Annotated in this window: 15 protein-coding genes; 8 read left to right on the forward strand and 7 right to left on the reverse strand. The window is 35.3% G+C overall.

Features of this window, described 5'->3' with window-relative positions; all coding sequences use genetic code 11:
• Positions 1–27: 27 nt before the first annotated feature.
• From HM985_RS03370 to HM985_RS03390, 5 genes are read right to left on the reverse strand one after another with little or no spacing between them, the layout of a single operon-like run.
• Positions 28–1,824, reverse strand: a complete 1,797-nt coding sequence (locus HM985_RS03370; RefSeq protein ID WP_179374874.1) for a M61 family metallopeptidase — start codon at positions 1,822–1,824, stop codon at positions 28–30.
• Between the two features lie 45 nt (positions 1,825–1,869).
• Positions 1,870–2,076 carry a helix-turn-helix domain-containing protein gene (locus HM985_RS03375; protein ID WP_173588227.1) on the reverse strand — a complete coding sequence of 69 codons (207 nt, stop codon included), beginning with the start codon at positions 2,074–2,076 and terminating at the stop codon, positions 1,870–1,872.
• Positions 2,077–2,078: 2 nt separating this feature from the next.
• A complete protein-coding gene (locus HM985_RS03380) occupies positions 2,079–2,894 on the reverse strand; it encodes a DUF2975 domain-containing protein (RefSeq protein WP_179374875.1) in 816 nt (271 codons plus the stop codon).
• Between the two features lie 2 nt (positions 2,895–2,896).
• On the reverse strand, positions 2,897–3,406 hold the full coding sequence (locus HM985_RS03385; RefSeq protein ID WP_179374876.1) for a DUF2975 domain-containing protein: 510 nt from the start codon (positions 3,404–3,406) through the stop codon (positions 2,897–2,899).
• Positions 3,407–3,415: 9 nt separating this feature from the next.
• The gene (locus tag HM985_RS03390) at positions 3,416–3,922 is read right to left on the reverse strand and encodes a DUF2975 domain-containing protein (RefSeq protein ID WP_179374877.1); all 507 of its coding nucleotides are present in this window, start codon (positions 3,920–3,922) and stop codon (positions 3,416–3,418) included.
• A gap of 229 nt (positions 3,923–4,151) precedes the next feature.
• Between HM985_RS03390 and HM985_RS03395 the strand changes: the two genes are divergently transcribed.
• Positions 4,152–4,700, forward strand: coding sequence for a hypothetical protein (locus HM985_RS03395; protein WP_179374878.1), 549 nt, complete (start codon positions 4,152–4,154; stop codon positions 4,698–4,700).
• Between the two features lie 69 nt (positions 4,701–4,769).
• On the forward strand, positions 4,770–5,186 hold the full coding sequence (locus tag HM985_RS03400) for a putative signal transducing protein (protein WP_179374879.1): 417 nt from the start codon (positions 4,770–4,772) through the stop codon (positions 5,184–5,186).
• Here HM985_RS03400 and HM985_RS03405 read toward each other — a convergent pair.
• Entirely contained in the window at positions 5,176–6,672 is a 1,497-nt protein-coding gene (locus tag HM985_RS03405) for an aminotransferase-like domain-containing protein (protein ID WP_179374880.1), read from the reverse strand. The genes HM985_RS03400 and HM985_RS03405 overlap by 11 nt on opposite strands.
• Before the next feature lie 120 nt (positions 6,673–6,792).
• On the opposite strand from HM985_RS03405, the gene HM985_RS03410 reads away from it, so the two are divergent.
• The 5 genes from HM985_RS03410 (at position 6,793) to HM985_RS03430 (ending at position 13,220) form a co-directional block, all read left to right on the forward strand.
• On the forward strand, positions 6,793–8,619 hold the full coding sequence (locus tag HM985_RS03410) for a TonB-dependent receptor plug domain-containing protein (RefSeq protein ID WP_179374881.1): 1,827 nt from the start codon (positions 6,793–6,795) through the stop codon (positions 8,617–8,619).
• Positions 8,620–9,528: 909 nt separating this feature from the next.
• A complete protein-coding gene (locus HM985_RS03415; RefSeq protein WP_179374882.1) occupies positions 9,529–10,164 on the forward strand; it encodes a hypothetical protein in 636 nt (211 codons plus the stop codon).
• A 31-nt stretch (positions 10,165–10,195) separates the two neighbouring features.
• The gene (locus HM985_RS03420; protein ID WP_179374883.1) at positions 10,196–11,617 is read left to right on the forward strand and encodes a flotillin family protein; all 1,422 of its coding nucleotides are present in this window, start codon (positions 10,196–10,198) and stop codon (positions 11,615–11,617) included.
• 207 nt (positions 11,618–11,824) lie between these two features.
• A complete protein-coding gene (locus tag HM985_RS03425; protein ID WP_179374955.1) occupies positions 11,825–12,676 on the forward strand; it encodes a cupin-like domain-containing protein in 852 nt (283 codons plus the stop codon).
• Between the two features lie 61 nt (positions 12,677–12,737).
• Entirely contained in the window at positions 12,738–13,220 is a 483-nt protein-coding gene (locus tag HM985_RS03430) for a DUF6646 family protein (RefSeq protein ID WP_179374884.1), read from the forward strand.
• A gap of 205 nt (positions 13,221–13,425) precedes the next feature.
• On the opposite strand, the gene HM985_RS03435 is transcribed toward HM985_RS03430, so the two are convergent.
• Complete coding sequence (locus HM985_RS03435; protein ID WP_179374885.1) at positions 13,426–13,899, reverse strand: regulatory protein RecX; 474 nt, start codon at positions 13,897–13,899, stop codon at positions 13,426–13,428.
• A 383-nt stretch (positions 13,900–14,282) separates the two neighbouring features.
• On the opposite strand from HM985_RS03435, the gene HM985_RS03440 reads away from it, so the two are divergent.
• Positions 14,283–20,294, forward strand: a complete 6,012-nt coding sequence (locus HM985_RS03440) for a GEVED domain-containing protein (RefSeq protein ID WP_179374886.1) — start codon at positions 14,283–14,285, stop codon at positions 20,292–20,294.
• Positions 20,295–20,553 lie beyond the last annotated feature (259 nt).

Genomic DNA, 20,553 nt, shown 5'->3' on the forward strand with positions numbered 1-20,553 from the left:
TTTAAGCCTCCTATAGTTCTTCAAACCCTACTTACGACCCAACCAAGCATCACGATTTGCTTTCTCTCCTTCAGATAATTCATCTAAACTTGAAATAGCATAAGACGTATCGGCATCTAAAGTGAGTTTTACAGTATGTTGCTTTCCAAAGCGCTCGTAAACCACATCGACGGTTTGGTTAGGTTTCACCGTACCTAAAACCATATTTAAGTCTGAAGTTTCATTGAGTGCAACACCATCAATTTTAAGTAATTTATCTCCTTTTTCAAGTCCTGCGTTATAAGCTCCAGAACCGACCATTGTATTACTTGTAATCACTTGATTGTTCAAACGCAATCCAAAAGCAGGCTGTGCTGTGTTTTGTTGCAACTGAACACCAACCGTTTTAAATAAGGTTTCAAAATCGGGCATGCCGCTTTTGTAGATATAATTATTAAAAAAGGCATCACCAAATTCAGCACCCGCATAATCCTTTAACGTTTGTTGTAAATCAGCAATAGTATAATACGTTTCTGTTTTTCCATAAGTTTCCCAAACCAATGTCATGTAATCGTCTAGATTCAAGTTTTCTGCTCTAAGTGATAAATCTAAAGCCAGACCTAACATACTTCCATAAGAATAATAAGAGATAAATGTATTGTCGCGATTAATATCATCCACCGAACGTGCGGCATCTACAAATGGCGCTTGGTAGCTCATCTCAATAGGATTAAAAAACTGACGTCCTGGTGAATTCCACACGTAATTAAAAGTGCCTGTCAATCCTTTTATATAATCTTCTTGGGCTATAAGTCCGGCTCTGGTTAAGGTTAAATCGTCATAATAACTGGTAAAGCCTTCAGCAAACCAAAGCTCTCCACTCATGTTAGCGTCTTCAAAATTAAAGGGCTCTAAACTTTGTGGCCGTATGCGTTCTACATTCCAGCAATGAAAAAACTCATGAGACACCGTCCCAATATTACGATCGGCACCATCAGCTAAACTTCGCGTGCTGGTGACAATGGTAGAATTTCGATGCTCCATACCATCCCCTGTGGCATTAGGAATATAACAACCTAAAAACGTGTATTCTCCATAATCGTAAGTTGGTAATTCGCCAAAAACAGCCTTCTGCTGTAAGATTGCTTTTTTAACGTTTTCAAAATAGGCATCAAATTCTGTTGCAGTTCCATTATGGTGTAAAGCGAAATTGATTTTTTGACCATCTACCTCAAACGAACGCACCATATGGTCACTAATTTCCGTTGGACTATCCATAAAATACTGTAAGTTGTCAGCGGAATAGCTGTTATCTTTTAAGTGTTTTAACTGTGTTGCAATTTTCCAGTTTAGGTCTTCGCGCGGTTTAAATTCAATATTGAAGATGTCGTTTTCCAAACTCGGAGCATACATAAAGGTCGCTGGCATATTAAGATGCGCATGGGTTTCATCAACTTGTGCGTAGGTACCATCACCATGATTGGCGTATAAGGTGTAATTGACTATTATAGTGCCATCGTGATTGTTCACGTTCCAAGAATACGGATCTGGACGTGTCGTTTCTAACACATGGCCTTCACTATCTGTAACTTTTACGTTGTAAACATTCTTAGCAAATTCATGAATAGCATAGCGTCCTGGTGAGCTTCTCGACATTCTAAATACGGCTTCACCAGATTTTAAACCTTTAAAAGTAGCCGTGATTTGAGCTTCATGATGCACTGCATTTTCAAACGAAATGATATAACTTGAACTTCCACCAATAGTTGATTCCGTTTCAGAAGTTGTATCGTCTTTGCAATTCACTAAACATAAAAAGGACAGTAATAAAATTAGGCTTCGCATCTATTCAATTTTTTAGACACCCAAGATACTAATTTTTAAAACCTTTTAATCCTCTACGTATTCTAATATATCACTAGGCTGACAGTCCAAAGCTTTACAAATAGCTTCCAAAGTTGAAAATCGAATAGCCTTTGCCTTTCCTGTTTTTAAAATGGAAAGATTTGCGGTTGTGATACCAACCAGTTCTGCAAGTTCATTGCTCTTCATGCCACGCTGGGCTAATATGAGGTCTAAGTTGACTATTATGGACATGATTATACAGTTAGATCGTTTTCTTGTTGAATTTGATTTCCATTTTTTAAAAGTTCGCTAAAGATTATAAGAGCGATGCCAATTATGAATATCCATATATTAAAATTTAATCTTGGTCTAATCAAAACATTTGTTGGATTTAAAATAAGAGTATTATCAATACGAGATGTTATCGTCATTAATTCATAATAAAAGCTAAAAATAAACGACACTAAAAACTTAAATAAAGTAGCAAAAACTAACAACAACCCTAAACATTTAACATTCTTAAACAATTCTAAAGAGAATTCAATACGCCTATTTAATATGTTAAATATTTGTTTCAAAAAATAAACTAATAAAATTGCAAATATTACAGAGGAGTATGCATTCATACATAGCAACACATTCAACCAACCTATTGAAGACTTAACCCGAATGCCAATATCACTTTTTATACTAGAACTAGTTGATATAAAATTCTCTTTACCACAATGAGTTTTTATAGCGGTTTCATTTATACTTATACTTCTTTTAGAATTAGGTGAAATAGAAGAGCTGTCTATTAAACTATTATTAAGTAAATCATCTCCTTTTTTATAATAAGAAGTATAGTTAAATTCATCATCATAATTATAACTAACAATAGAGTCATAAAGTGTTAAGCTCAATCTTGCTGGTATCTTATAACCTACTGAATAATTACCTCGCACTAAAGCAAGACTAAGATTCTTTGTAAATAACTCGTTATATATGTTTAGTGAGAGAAAAAATAAAAATGACCAGAATAGGAATTTAAAAAATCTATAAAGGCTTTTAATTAAAGTATTTATGCTCATAATTATATGGTTAAATTATTTTCTTCCTTAGCGTATTTCGCCACCTTAAACACCTCGCTCAATACCATAAAAAACAGCCCTAAACAAATAAGCATCACATAAGGACTTAAGCCTAAGTTTATCTTTAATTGACTTTTAAAAACCAATTGCCCTACAAAAACCAATACAGAAGAAGCAATCCCAACACTAGTAAGCAAATAACCAATCTTATAAAAATTGACTATTACATCCATATGAAAAGGTTTAACCTTCTGAAAATAACGCAAGGTTTTCCTAAACAGATACACACAATAAATAGTTATAAAAGCCAAAGCAATAAAGACCAAGCCAAATAACTGTGCAGCCATTAAAGAGGTTTCAATATTAGACGTATCTGTATCCAATATCATATTCAAAGATTCTGGCTCAATAAACATGTAAACTGCAAAAAATGCAAGTAGCAATAGTGCAGGAATACAAGTCACTATCCAAACAAAATCTATTAAACTTTTTAAAATGATTAATTTTCGCATTGTAAATAATTATATAGTTAAGTCGTTTTCTTCTTTCATAGCCTTAGTATCTCTAAGAACTGTACTCATTAGCATTAAAAATAATCCCATTGTAATTATTAATAAATAGACCAATGTTTTTTCACTTAAACCAAGCAAAGCGTGCCGTTTAAAAAACCTATTGCTCACCTCATCAATAACCCATAAAGCAACTGAAGAAAAAACCATAAGTTTTCCCGAATCAAACATACCTCTCATAAGTTCTGTATTATAAAAATTATTTTTTAATAGCAATTTGGTCGCCTTTCTTAATTTCCAAAGCGCAACGACAAATACAGCATAAACCACAAGCTTAAAAAAGGTATAACGATAAAGCATGGCTTCCGTCTTATAAATTAATACATCCTCACTAAAACCAATAAAATCTTGTTTTATACCAAAGAGGGTCGTTGCTAAAACAAAAATCCCTAAACCAATGCTAATTAAAATAATAATAATAACATTTAGTATCAAATAAAGTGTTTTCGCAGAATTCATAATTATCGTTTTACGATAACAAATATAATAAAATTATCGAAAAACAATAATTTTATTATTGAAAAACAATGATTATTATATTAGACCTTTCTGGTTTTAAAAACCTAACAGGTATTAAGGTCTTTTCCTATATTTGAAACATGAAACATCCATAACTCGCTTTTGATACCCAAAGAAATGATAAAATGCATGCACCATGTGACCGATAAAAAACAATAAATATAAACACATGAAACCCAATACCATCATTTCAGAAAGTGCGAGACCAATTTGGCAAATCCCCATTGCTGCTTTATTTTTTACTATGGCTTTCGGGATTATGGGTTACAAGATTTTTCTTTGGGCTACTACAGATCGTCCACTTGGTATCCGAATTATAGATTTTGAAGGTGTTATTTATTTCGCGGGTATTGGTGCTAGTTTTTGTTCTAGAAAACGAATTCATATCGATATTTCAAATTCCCGATTTAGACCAACCATAGAGGTTGGACCTTTAAAAATAGGGTCTTGGCAAACCATTAAAAACTACCAATATGTTTCTGTATTTCATCAACCCACAGTAGGTGGTGATTATATATTTGAAGTGAATCTGTGGTACGACAACAACAAGCATTTTGAATTGTATGAAGAAAACAACTATACAGAAGCCTTTCTTATAGGTTATGAACTTTCAGAACAATTAAATATTGATTTACTAGATGCTACAGTTCCTAATGACTTTAAATGGATAGATAAAGACGAATGGAAAGCTAAAATGACAAAAAATAATATAGAATAAAGTTCTTTTAAACTGTTCTGGTTTTTAAAAACTTAACAGCTCAACAAAAGATTACACTATCTTTACAAAATGCAAGACACCTTTGTTACCATAGCTAGATTTCAATATTCTTCTGAAGCAGAAATTATGAAAGGCCGATTAGAATCAGACGGCATTCAAGTCTTCTTAAAAGATAACATCACCATTGATACCGATCCTTTAGTAAGCAACGCCATTGGTGGCATAAAATTGAAAGTCTTAGCTAAAGATGAAGATATAGCAAGAGAGATCTTACAATCTATTCAACAATATTCTGTAGATAATGAAGGGGAACCTATCACCTGCCCTAACTGTAAAAAAAACCGTATTGAACTCTATTCTACCATCACTAATTTTAAATCCTTAGTTTCTTTTCTTATTGGTTTCCTTACCGGAACCTTACCTTTCAGTACGCGTTACCAATACAAATGTGACGATTGTAAAACCGAATTTCCGCTTAAAAACTAAGCACCTTATCATAAGCGAGTTTTAACTTTTTAATCACATTTTCTAGCTCATCTTCGTTTAAATGTCCAAAACCAAAACGAATGGCACAGGTATTTTTATCTTGGTATAAAATAGTTTTCGGTAGAAATAAATCAACTTTCTCTGCTTCTTCTGCGAGCTTCACTAAAGAAATGGTTTCTACAAACTGCAACCATATAGCCAAACCCCCTAAAGGTTTTTCCCAAATGATAATCCCTTCAAAATAAAACGTCAAATAATGACACAAACAATCACGACGTTGCTTATAAGTCACAATATTTTTTTTCTTTAGACGGTAAATTTCACCTTCAGAAATAAGCTCGGACAACATTTGCTCTTGTATTAAATCGCCTTGTTTATCTAATAATTGCAAGTAATTTTTGGCTTCTTGAATAAAATTTTCTGGCGCTACCACAAATCCTGTATGAAAACTGGGAAATAACGATTGCCCTAATTTACCCAAATAAATAACCATACCATTGGTATTAGCACTTGCCATAGGTAACATAGCAGAACCATCAAACTGAAAATCGTAATCGTAATCATCTTCTACAATGGCAAACCCATAAGTTTTTGCTAATTCTAACAACTCTAAACGGCGCTTAGCACTTAAAGTTACAGTTGTCGGATAATCTCTATTGGCACAGACATACACACAACGAATACTTTGTTTTACAAAATGCTTTCGTATATAGTCTACATTTAAACCTTCTTCATCTACCGGAATGGTTCGAATTGTAGCGCCTGCTTCTTGAAAAATCATGTTGGATGCATAATTACTTAACTGCCCAACGAGTACCAAATCATTTGGCGCTATTAAAAGCTGAGACACCACATAAAGATTCATCTCAGTACTTCGCGTATTCATTAAATTATCCGAATTAATATGAAAGCCTCGTGTGGCATTCAAATAATTACAAAGCTGTGTGCTAAAAACAGAAGGCGTTAAAGCTGACGTTTTATTCCATTTATTAATAAGGGGCTTACGTTTCATCGCTGCACTATACCATCTAGAAAATTGATGCACAGGATGCAATCTTAAATCGGGTTGCCCGTCGTTAATAGTATATTTCGCGGTCGTTTCTTGTGTTGTGGAAGCCAAATGAAAGGACTTCTGAAACGGAAAACCGGCTACTTTTGCGTACGTATAAGCATGATCTAAATGTTGCGTTGTAGCTTTAATTTTAGTCGCAGATGTTTCAGGAAGCAAAACAAAAGTCCCTTTATTAGCTACAATATCGACCCAACCTTGTGATGCTAATTCTTCGTAAATAGCAACAGCTGTATTTCTGTGAATATTTAATAGCTGACTAAAGACGCGGGTTCCCGGCAATTTGCTACCTTTATCTAAATAACCGCGTTGTATTGCATTTATAATCTGCTGAGCAACTTGCACATATACAGGTTGCACAATAGATTTATCAAAAGTAACGAGTTGTTTTATAATTTGACTAACCGGACTATTCATTGTTTTATAACTGGACTACTTTAATCGTCCGGAAAGTTACGACTTTTGCAACGTTCAAAACCAAATCAGATGTAGAATGTAAGTTTTGAACCTTAACAATTTATTGCAAAATTTAAATTAATGAAAAATACAATCTATCTTTTCACATGTCTTCTAATTACTTGTTTTAAGCTGAATGCACAAGAGCAAGAAGTAAAAACAGATTCCTTAAGTGAAGTAGTCATTACCTCAACACGAATAGACCTACCCTTTAAAGAAAACTCGAGAACTATAAATATTATCACTGCTGCAGATATTAAAAGAAGCGCTGCAATTACCGTTGTAGATTTATTACAGCAAGTGGCTGGCGTAGATATTAGACGCCGTGGAACCGGTGGAAGTCAGGCCGATTTATTTATTAGAGGTGGCGGATTTGACCAAACCCTTTTATTAATCGATGGTATTAAAATGGATGATGTGCAAACAGGACACAATACCTTAAATGCGGCTGTACCAATTGAAGTGATTGAGCGTATTGAAATTATTAAAGGTCCTGCGGCTCGTGTCTTTGGACAAAATGCATTTACAGGTGCTATCAATATCGTTACAAAATCGACGTTAGATAATTCGGTTTCGGCAAGTGTAGAAACGGGCTCTTTTGGACAACTTAATGGTTCGGTAACCGTGGGTTCTGAATTAGAGAATTCTACACACATACTTCATGTGGATAGAATGACTTCGGAAGGCTACCGCAGTAATTCGGATTATGATAATTCTAATTACTTTCTAAAAAGCACGTTTAATAAAAATGCGCAAGCTATTGAAATGATCACCACGTTTTCTGAACGTAAATTTGGGGCTGAAAACTTCTACACAACAAGCCCTGATTTTAATGAATATGAAGAAACTCAAAATAGTTTAATAGCATTTACTACAAAGTTTCAATCTGAAAAACTTAAAATTCAACCACGTATCTACTGGAAACGTAACCAAGATATTTTCCTTTTAAAACGTTTTGAGCCTAATTTCTTTAGAAACGTTCATATTTCGAATAAAATAGGAGCAGAAGCGAATGCCTCTTACACCTCTAAACTAGGGGTTACTGGCTTTGGTATTGATATGTCTAAAACCTATTTACGCAGTAATAATTTAGGAGACCGTAATCGTTTTATGACGACCGTTTTCTTAGAACACCGTTTCCAATTTATAGATGACCGTTTAGATATTACACCTGGAGTTGCCGTAACGTATTTTTCAGATTTTAAATTTAATGGGTTCCCAGGGCTAGATGTTGGTTTTGATATCACCAATAATTTAAAAGCCTACGGAAATATTGGTTTTACTTACAGAATACCAACTTACACAGATCTCTATTACAACGACCCAAGAACCATTGGTAATGCAGACTTAGAACCCGAAGAAGCTTTTTCTCAGGAAATCGGAATAAAATACAATGCTCAAAAAATTAGAGCAAGCCTATCTGTTTTTAATAGAGATGCCACTAACCTTATCGATTTTGTGAGACCCAATACGGTTGATGAAATTTACACAGCCACCAATATTGCAGAAGTCAATACCAAAGGATTAGAATTAGATGTTGCTTACAATTTTAACGTGAACAATTACAAGCAAACTTTAGCTTTTGGGTATGCGTATTTAGACGATAATATTTTAGAGCAAAACGAAGAATTATCACGTTACTCTTTAAACACTTTAAAACATCATTTTACAACAAGATTAAGTACTAAATTATTCAAAAACATAAGCCAAAATATCATTTACAAATATGCAGAACGTACCACCGGACAAACCTATAATGTTTGGGATGCCTCTATTGTAATGAGCCTAAAACAAGTAGAGCTTTCGGTAACTGCAAGTAATATTTTTGATGCAGATTATATAGAATCTGGCTACACACCAATGCCACCGAGCAACATATTATTTGGTATGCGTTACAAATTTCGTTAATAGTTTTTCATTCCTGCGAAGACAGGAATCTAAAGTTACGTATAAAAATAGAATCCTCACCTTCTTAAAACAAATTAAAGCTTTTAAGAAATCTATCTTTTGATTAAACATTTTAAAAATCTGCAAGACCATTAAAAGTCTTGCAGATTTTCTATTGTCTAACAAAGCTTTCACGCTATTATTATATAACTTTAGCTTTGTCATTCCTTTTTACCATTCCCTTTGTCATTCCTGCGAAGGCAGGAATCCACTTACATCTTCTATCTATTCAAAACCGATAATGACTACCAAAACGCCACTTCGAGTGATTATTTGTAACACAAAGAAAAATAATCGTATCCAGAAGCAAATATCTTGTCATTCCTGCGAAGGCAACAATCCACTTAAACCCTATCTATTCAAAACAGATAATGACTACCAAAACGTCACTTCGAGTGATTATTTATAACGCAAAGAAAAATAATCGTATCCAAAAGCAAACATCTTGTCATTCTTGCGAAGGCAACAATCCACTTAACCCTATCTATTCAAAACAGATAATGACTACCAAAACGTCACTTCGAGTGATTTTAAGGAACGAAAACCAGTATCGAGAACCTATCAAAAAATAGCCTTTAAGGCTCTAAAACAAAATGTTTTTTAAATTTTCTGTAACAAAACTTTAACAAACGCTACTTATAGATTGTAACCCAATTGTTACCCAAATCTAATTAACGAAAGAAATAAGTACAGAAACGACCGTACTACAACCCAATCATTAGCCCTTTCTGTGGTCTATAATTTTGAATCATAGCACTTAAAAAAACTAATAATCGCTTAGCACACGTAACCCAGTTCGCTTCCAAAAAAAAGGTTGCATAAGTTAACAATGGTCGTATATTTATTAACTCAAAATTCAAACGGAATCTCATGGCAGAATGGTACTTAAATTTAGATTTTCTAGCACAAGTATATTGGCTCGTGGCTATTATCGGTTCGCTCATCTTTTCCATCGTTATGGTATTAACTTTTGTTGGAGGTGATGCTGATGAGATTGGTGATATTGATTCGGATATAGATGCCGATGCTGGATTTCAATTTATATCCTTTAAAAACCTTGTTGCTTTCTTCACCATCTTTGGTTGGAGTGGTATTGCCTGTATGGATGCAGGACTATCAAAACCTCTAACAATTATTATATCTATTATTTCTGGTTTATTAATGATGGTAATTATGGCCTCGCTTTTTTACTTTGTAAGTAAACTTTCGGATAGCGGAACTTTAAAATATAAAAATGCATTAGACGCTATTGGTGAAGTGTACTTAACCATAGGAGCAGACAGAGCTTCCATGGGAAAAGTGACCGTAAGCGTTCAGGGATCTATGCGCGAATTAGATGCGTTAACAGATTCCTTAACCGAGCTAAAATCCGGAACCATAATTAAAGTGGTCGATGTGACTTCTAACGGAATCCTCATCGTAGATAGAACACGCAAACCTATTCAACCTTCAAAAGTTCAGAATAGTCAAGCATTACCTAATAACCCAAAAAAGAAACTATTATAATTAAAATTTAACCAATCAAACCGATATGCAAATGAACTTACTAACCATTCAAGAAACAGTTAATCTACAAGGTCTTGGCGGACCTATGCTACTAATTTTCGTAGCGCTATTTATTGTAGTCACATTACTGATTTTAATAAAACGCTACAAACGTTGTCCTTCAGATAGAATCTTAGTGGTCTATGGAAAAGTTGGAGGCGGTCAATCGGCCAAATGTATCCATGGTGGTGCGGCTTTTATTATTCCTGTAATTCAAGATTATGAATTTTTAGAATTAACACCAATTTCAATTGAAGTGAACTTGGTTAATGCCTTATCTAAGCAAAACATTAGAGTTAACGTACCATCTCGTTTTACAATTGGGGTCTCTACAGAACCTGGTGTTATGCAAAATGCAGCAGAGCGTTTATTAGGTTTAGGAGCACAAGATGTTCAAGAACTAGCAAAAGAAATCATTTTTGGTCAGTTGCGTTTAGTCGTAGCGTCTATGGATATTGAAGAAATTAACAATGACCGTGACAAGTTTTTAACTAACATTTCGCAATCTGTAGAAACAGAATTAAAGAAAGTAGGTTTAAAACTGATCAACGTAAACATTACAGATATTGTTGATGAGTCAGGTTATATCGAAGCACTTGGTAAAGAGGCAGCAGCACACGCCATTAATGCAGCACGTAAATCGGTTGCAGAGAAAACTAGAGATGGTTCTATTGGTGAAGCTAACGCGGTACAAGATGAAAGAACTCAGGTAGCTGCAGCAAATGCACAAGCCGTAGAAGGAGAAAACACTGCAAAAATTGCCGTTGCAAATTCAGATTCATTACGTCGTCAGCGTGAAGCAGAAGCAGAACGTGTAGCAAATGCCTCTGAAAAAGTACAAACAGCAAAAGCTTTAGAAGAATCTTATGCTGCAGAACAATTAGCAGAAACAGCAAGAGCAGAGCGTGTACGTTCGTCTCAAATGGCAGATATTATTGTACCTGCTGAAATTGATAAGCAAAAAGCGGAAATTGATGCAGAAGCAGATGCAGAACGCACAAGAAGACAAGCAAAAGGGGAAGCGGATGCCATCCTTTTTAAAGCACAAGCCGAAGCACAAGGACAGTTTGAAATCTTAACCAAGCAAGCTGCTGGTATGGAGCAAATTGTAAAAGCGGCTGGAAACAATAGTAGAGATGCGGTATTATTATTAATTGCTGACAAATTACCAGAATTGGTAAGAATCCAATCGGAAGCTATTAAGAATATTAAAATTGACAAAGTAACCGTTTGGGATAATGGTAGCGGTGGAGAAGACGGAAAGTCATCTACAGCAAACTTCTTATCTGGCATGTACAAATCCGTACCACCTTTGCAAGAAATGTTTAATATGGCTGGGATGGATTTACCAGAGTATTTAAAGGGAAAAGATAAAAAAGCAATTGAAGCTATTGATGCTGAGATCGAAAAATAATCTTATGCCCAAAACATCCGTTTTAGTCTAGACGTCAGTTCGAGTGATTTATATCTCGGAAGCTTTCGAGATATAAATGGTATCTAGAACAGATGATAAGTGAAAGACCTAAAAAAGGCTTTAATTAATTTTGAAGCCTTTTTTAGGTCTTTCATTTTAAACATTAACTTAGGTTTTGTAACTTTAAATTCTAAACCTTTACGCCTTTTGAAACTTAATCTTCAAGACATACCACGTGTTAAAACCATCACTAAGGAAGATTTTATAAAAAATTACTTCAAACCACAAAAACCAGTGGTTATAGAACACTATATTGAAGATTGGCCTGCCTACACCAAATGGAACCTAGATTATATTAAAGAAGTAGCAGGAGACAAAACGGTACCACTTTACGATGACAGACCTGTTCATTTTAAAAATGGCTTCAACCAAGCCCATGCCAAAATGAAAATGAGCGATTATGTCGATTTACTAAAACGCGAACCTACAAAATACCGCATTTTCCTATGGAACATCCTAAAAGAAGTTCCACAATTACAAAACGATTTTACGTTTCCCGATTTCGGACTCCGTCTCATGAAAAAACTACCGATGCTATTCTTTGGCGGAAAAGACGCATACACCTTTATGCACTACGATATTGACTTGGCTAATATTTTTCACTTTCATTTTGAAGGCAAAAAACAGTGCATCCTATTCGACCAAAAACAAAACCCATACCTATATAAAGTACCTTACGCACTCATTACCCGAGAAGATATTGATTTTTCTAATCCAGACTTAGAAAAATGGCCAGCGCTAAAAAAAGCAAAAGGCTGGGGCTGCAACCTCAACCATGGAGAAGTCCTTTATATGCCCGAGGGCTACTGGCATTACATGCGCTACCTTACCCCTGGCTTTTCAATGAGCCTACGCGCTATACCTCGAAATCCTAAAAACTTAGGCAAAGCCATTTATAACATTTTTGTAATGCGCAACATAGATAATGCATTGAGAAAACTTAAAGGACAAAAATGGATCAACTGGAAAAACAAGCAAGCAATTCGTAACACCAAGTAATACAACCCTATTTCTAAAATACTATTTGTATATTTGACCCTCATTTTTAAAATCAAAAAACATGAAAAACAGTTTACTTGCAGTAGCTTTATTAGCATTTAGTTTTGGTAACGCTCAAGCTTTTGAAGGCAAAGGAGATCAAAAATTTCAAGTGGGTGCCAACCTTCAAGATTACGCAACCGGAGTTAATGTAAGTTTCGATCACGGTTTAGGTGAAAACATTTCTATAGGGGTATCTTCTTCTTACGCTTTAGGTGGCGCAAGCGGAATTGAAGATCTTGATTTTGAAGACCGTTTCGACTTAAAAGCACGTTTTAACGCCAACTTAGGTAACGTTATTAACATTGATGAGAATTTTGACTTCTATCCAGGTTTAAACTTAAGCTTAAAAAACTTTGGTGGTCATGTGGGTGCGCGTTATTTCTTTACAGAAGGCTTTGGGGTGTATACAGAAGCTTCTTTTCCTTTAGCGAAATACGAAGAAAATTCAATTGACATACATAACCAATTTGCAGTGAACCTTGGAATGACGTTTAATTTATAAACGCTCACCAATACACATATAAAAAGAGGTCGACTAAATTTATTTTAGTTGACCTCTTTTTTTTGTTATTAACTATTAATATTACATGGATCGTAACACAGATGTTATACAACGTGCTGTCCTATTGTCACATTGAGCGCAGTCGAAAGCGCTCACCAACCAAATCTAAACCAACATAATCCACTCCGAATCAAACATTCCCTTTTTATTTCAAATACGCATTAATTTTATCGTAAACCAAAGCAGATTCCCACCCCCGATACAACAAATAATCCGCCACCTTTTTCTTCTTCTTATATACATTTGGTTCCTTAACTTGGGCAATGCGTTTTTGCACCAAGTCATCTAAGGTTTGTTCATAAGCATCAAGATCAATTTCTTTAAGCGCTACATCCATACTGTATTTAGAAATGGCTCTAAATTTCAGCTCACGTACCAACCTATTTTTACCCCATTTTTTCATTCTAAACTTCCCACGTACAAAAGCCTTAGCAAAACGTTCCTCGTTTAGAAAGTTATGCTCAATTAAATGCACAATAATGTTATCAATAGCTTCTGGAATCATGCGCATGTCCCTTAACTTTTGCCGCACTTCTTTATGGCAACGCTCTTGGTAAGCGCAGTAATGCTCTAGTTTACGCTTGGCCTCATCTACAGTATAGGTTTTAATAGTATCCATAAGTTTCAAAAGTACAATATTGTTCTTTATTTACTTTAAAGCAGCGCAGCGTTTTTAACCTACACTAAAAGATTTCTAGGCTTTTAAAAAGAGAACATCAACTATATTTTACACACAACGGCAATCGCAGAACCCAAACCTTAAAACTAGAAAACACCATTAAAGAATTCTCAGTGTTTTTGCCAAATTCATGCATTATTAATCAAAAATTTTTAAAACAAGCTTAAAAACAGAGTTTTAAACGGCTTTAATTGCATTTCATAGATTATTGTTTGCGGTTTATTAATGTTTTGTTAATAAAAACATATCTTACTCAATACCAACAGGCCCAAGGTATTAATATACCTTTGAAGGCAATCAACGTTCTCATAACCCTCTCTTATATGAAAAAAAACTACTCGCTTTTTTTAATCACTTTTTTATGTTTCAGTTTGTTTGGGTATGGGCAAATCACTGAAGGTTTTGAAACAGGAATGCCTACAAGTTACACTACTGGAAATAGAAATTTATCTTCTGGCGTTTGGACTGGAACCAATATACTAAGAGGAACGACTGTTGTTAACGCTGGGACCTATTCATGTCAAATCAAAAGTCAAACTGGCTCACAAATCACTTCACCTAACATTGCTTCAGGAGGCTTAGGAACAATTAGTTTTTATGGAAGTGGTTCTACATCATCAAAAGTTCAAGTGAACTATCGTATAAATGGTGGAGCTTGGACTCCTGCTACCGGATCGACATTTAGTTTAACAACTACAACCCGTTTATATGTTGCCACTGTAAATAACGGAAGTGCAGATATAGAGTTTCAATTCTACAGAACTAATGGAACTGTATATATTGATGATATATCAACAACTAACTATTCAATATCAGATGGTACGACAAGTACTAGTGGGGAGGTTACCACAATGGCTGTTGAGCCTTGTGGCTCTGAAAGTTTTGAATCTGTATCTCTTACTTCAACTTATTCTGATGGTTCATATACAGGCGACAATGGAGTTACTTGGACTTATGTTAAGTCTAGAGATCAAGATGGTGATAACAATGGTTCTGGCATAAGTGGAAATGCTTTAATGTTAAGACGATTATCAGACGGTAGTAAAGTAACCTCTTCTAGTGTTTCTGGAGGTATTGCCAATTTTTCAGTTAAGTTGTATAAAGGATTTACAGGTGGTGGAGACAGACAAGTTGCACTCTATATAGATGGGATTTTAAAAGGAACATCAATTGCCTTTGATGATTATGAAGAACATACTTTTACTGTAACAGGAATTAATATCTCAGGAAATGTTAGTGTAGAATTACATAATATAAAATCAAAACAAGTTATTGTAGACGATATAGAATGGACATGCTACACCCCCTGCACACCACCAGCAGCCCCGACAGGAACTATAAATGGTGCTTCTGTTGTTTGTAATAGCGCTAATCTAGTATATAATGTTGCAGGAGGTACTATTGGTAATTCTTACTGGCAATCTTCCACTACGGGAACCAGCACAATTAATGATGCAGCATATATTTATAATGTAAGTACTTCTGGTAATTATTACGTTAGAAATTACAATGCGGCGACTATGTGTTGGTCCATAAACGCTGTTGGTCCTTTTAACCTTGAAATAAATAATCCTATAGCTATAACCTCACAACCAGAAAATACCTCTGCGACTACAGGTGCAAATGCCACTTTTAGTGTCGTAGCTACTAATGCTGTTTCGTACCAATGGCAAGTAAATACAGGTTCGGGATGGAATAATGTTACCGGAGGTTCGGGAGCTACTACGGATACTTACACCACAGCAGCGATATCTACACCAATGGATGGCAATCAATACCGTTCTATCCTTACTAATAGCTGTGGAAACACGACCTCTAGTGTGGTAACGTTAAACTTAACTAATGAGGCACCCAACAACGTAAGAAATATTCAAGGTTGTTTTGAAGATACAAGTGTGACTTTAAATTGGGATGCACCAGCTTCTGGTGTAACCCCAACAGGTTATGTGGTATTTGCAAGAGATGGAGGCACAGACCCAACAGGAACAAAAACAGATGCCAACACCTATACAGCTAATACTAACTTTGCAGCGGCAACACCGATAACACCAGCCTCTTTAGGCCGTGTGGTTTATAAAGGAATAGCAACTACAGCAACCATAACGGGTTTAACTGAGGATAACAACTATTCATTTACGGTCTACGCTTATGTTAGCGAATCGTTAACAGGATGGGCTAATGGTGCCACAGCAGGAAGTACCATTACTAATGGTTTGGCTCAAGGAGATATAATCAACCTAATGGCCACACCATTGACAAATCGAGTGACCTTAAACTGGAATAATCCACTACCTACAGCATGTTGGGATCAATTAATTATCGTAGCTAATCAAGGTGCTGTTACGTTTACACCATCGAGTAATGGTTCTGCTTATACAGGTAATGATAATGATGTTTACACAACAACAAATCAATTGGTGTACGAAACAACGTCTAGTGTGTCAACCAAATCAATTACAGGTTTAATAAATGGTACTAATTATTGCTTTAAAATATTTATTAGACGAGGAACCACATGGACAGAAGGTGTCGAAACGTGTGCAACTCCGACTTTAACCTATTGTGATTCTTATGGAAATGGAAGTGATACTTTTTTAACACTTACCAATAATGTTCAATTTAACACTATCGACAATGGTTCCGATGATACCGATAATGCTTATTCAGATTATACAGCAATATCTACGACGGTAACCCTTGGTCAAACTTATAATTTAGAAGTTAGAGTGAATACAGATGGTGAATACTTTACAACCACCATGGTTTGGATAGATTGGAACAACGATGGTGATTTTTCAGATACTAATGAAGATTACGACCTAGGAGTGGCATATAACGCTGTAGATGGTTCTACTGACGCCAGCCCATTATCTATTGAAGTGCCATCAAATGCTGTTATAGCGGCAACCAGAATGCGTGTTTCTACAAAATACTACGATACCGATTTCACAATAGATCCACCAACACCTTGCGAAACTGGCTTTGATGGTGAAGTTGAAGATTATACAATTAATATAATACAACCTGTAAACGCTGAAATAAACGTTAAAGGAAATAACATCTCTATCGCCAACGGATTTAATACCCCTTACGGTTTAAACAATACCTTATATGCATCTACAAACGTAGGAGCTACTGGTCCTGAAAAAACCTATTTTATTGAAAACATCGGTGCAACATCCTTAAATTTAACAGGGACACCAAAAGTAGAAATTATTGGAGCACATGCTAGTGATTTTATAGTAACATTACAACCGAGCACAACTATTGGCTCCGGGTCTAGTTCAGAGTTTAGAATAGAATTTATCCCAACTTCGGATGGTGTGCGCACGGCACAAGTAAGTATTGAAAATTCAGATAGCGATGAAAACCCATATATATTCGATATTAAAGGTTCAGCAGTATGCAGTACCGTATTAACCAGTGCTATTTGGCCAACGGAAGGTCCAGAAAATACAGAAATCACGATTACATCTGCTAACAATCTAAGCAGTGCCACGGCTACCATAAATGACATAGCGATGATAACAGTCACATCATCAGCTTCAGAATTAGTGGTTATATTACCCGCAGGTGCTACTAGCGGAGATATTACGGTGTTATTTTCAACAGGTTGTTCTTCTGCAAATGCGTTTACAGTATTAAATAATGAGATCACAAGTTGTGAAACCACGTCTGCATCGACACCTCCAACCGGCTTATTTATAAGCCAAATATCTGATGCGACCACGGGAAGTTCGTCGTTAATTGAAATATTTAACGGAACTGCTTCGACAGTTAACTTAAATAATTATAGCATTAGAGTTTTTAATAATGGAAACGGATCACCATCTTCTACGCTAAATTTAACAGGAACAATAGCTTCTGGAGCCATACACGTTATTAGTATTGGCACATCGTCTTGCGATTTTTCTGCAGCAGGTTTAGACGGAAGTTTACCTCACCAAGCATTTGATACTGCTAGTGGAATTAACTTCGATAATGATAGTTCAGATTTAATAGAACTTTACAACATTACGACGTCGACCTCAATAGACGTTTTTGGAGTTTTTGGCAGCGACAATTGGGCTAATGGTTTAGGCGCAGGTGATAACGGTATAAATTTTAGCAGGTTAAATACAGCGAGTATATTACCATCAACAGTTTTTGACCTTGCCGATTGGCAGGTTACAGATTGGACCACCTGTGAGGACGCAAATTATAGTAACTTTGGCACTTATGATTTTGCTTTGGCTACGCCGCCTACAGTATCAGTTCTAGCTCCACCTGTCTTTAATTGTACGAACCCAATTCAGATATCAATAACAGCAACTGAGGGAGTAACATCTGGCTTGGAGTTAACTTACCAATGGTTTTATTTAGAACCAGAAACTTCAACGTTTATCTCCATACCAAATAACGCTTATTTCAACAATGTAACGACATCAACATTAGACCTTATAAATCCATTATTATTTATAGATTATCAATTCTATTGTCAAATTAGAGAAGACGTAGCAACCTGTCAAAAAACGAGTAATGCTGTAAAATTAGAAATAGCTACTGCAGTTTGGGACGGTACAGCATGGTCTACACCTCCTGGTTTAGATAGTTTCGTAATAATTGACAGCAATTACGATACAGCCATAGGCAGCACACAGACAAGTTTTGAAGCGTGTAGCTGTACAATTACAACAAACTCCGAGTTAATCATCAATGACAATACGTATGTGGTTGTAGAAAACGATCTTGTTGTAGATGGTAAATTAACAATTAATCCTTATGGTTCTTTTGTGCAGATTAATAACACAGGAACAACGTCGGGTAATGTCTTATCCGATAGAACTAAAATAAAAGTCATAAAAAAGACGCCAATATTAGAAACGCACTATGAATATGTCTATTGGAGCGTACCTGTTTCTGGTGAACAAATCAGTAATGGATTAGCGGAAGCTAACGCAAATAGAATCTATTCATACAGTGGCCAAAACTATCTAGATGCGACAAAAGAAACAGGAAATAATAATGCAACAGTTCCAGGACAAGATGATGTTGATGACAATGGTGATGATTGGATATTAACAAATAGCACAACTATAATGCAATCAGGAGTTGGCTATGCTGCGACACAAAATAGTTTTACCGTTTTTCCTACACAAATCGATTATATCTTTGAAGGCCCTTTTAACAATGGCATCTACAATGTTCCTATTTACAGAAATGACTCAGAATTAAATGATAATAACTGGAACCTCATTGGTAACCCATACCCTTCAGCTATTGATGCAGACCTTTTCTTAGCGGCCAATGCTAGTATTGACCAAACTGTTGATGCGCCTATTAACGGAGCGCTATACTTTTGGTCGCATGAGACCGCTGCGACTGATTCTACTAATGGTAATGAAAACTTAAATTACGCACAAAGTGATTATGCCATTATCAACGGATCGGGTGAAACCATGGGTGGAGACGGTATAACTCCAAACAGATTTATTCCGTCTGGTCAGGCATTCTTTATTTCAATGGGCAATGAAGCAACCGCTACAACAGTAAGTGGCAATATTAAAACAGCAGACGTAGTGTTTAATAACAATATGAGAGTCACAGAAGATAATAATCAATTTTTTAGATCAGCAACCACCGATGAGACTAACAAATTATGGTTAAACTTAAATACAGACAACGGAGCATTTAATCAAATTTTAGTAGCCTATGTTAACGGTGCGACTGATGTAGATGATGGGATGTATTATGATGCAAAAAGAAATTTATCTACAGAAGTAAACGCAGTTATATATTCATTACTTGAAAATACGGATAGTAAACAATTTGCCATTCAAGGTAAAAATCCGAATAACCTAAACTTAGAAGAAGTAATTCACCTTGGTTTTTATACAAACATTATAGAACCTACAATTTATAGGATTTCAATACACCAACTAAAAGGTGCCTTTATGATGGAAAATGCCGTTTACGTTAATGACAAATTATTAAATACAACGCACAACCTTAAAAATTCAGATTACACATTTACTTCTGAAACTGGTGAGTTTAACAACCGCTTCCAAATTGTATTTAACCCTTTAACACTTTCAATAAAAGATAATGTCATCGATACCAACACCATAACCATCACAGAGCTACAAAATGGCATGGTTGAGTTTAGAGTTAAAAACACACATACCATAAAACAAGTGGCCATTATAGATCTTACAGGACGACGAATCTATAACCTAAAAGGAAACAGTGCTACGGAAGTATATAATTTATCAAAATTAAGCCAAGCAGCATACATCGCTAAGATCACGTTATCTAACGGACAAGTACTTAACAAAAAAGCAATAAAACAACGCTAACCAACCATGGTTTAAGACTGAAAGAGCCGCATTTATATGAGGCGCTTTCTACTGACAGTCCTTTTAATAATATTCAAACTTATTTTATAAAGACTTAGAGGTGCTATCAAACAGATAATTCCTAGCGTTTTTTTCGACTCCTACAAATAACTAGGAAAAAGACATAAAAATCTTACAAAAAAGTAAGAAAACACAACAAAAAACACTTAAAATGCTATTTTCTTCGCTAAAAAGCGTGTTTTTTAGCCTGTTTTCTTAA

Origin of the sequence: Winogradskyella wichelsiae, from assembly GCF_013403925.1 — a bacterium.
Lineage (GTDB): Bacteria > Bacteroidota > Bacteroidia > Flavobacteriales > Flavobacteriaceae > Winogradskyella > Winogradskyella wichelsiae.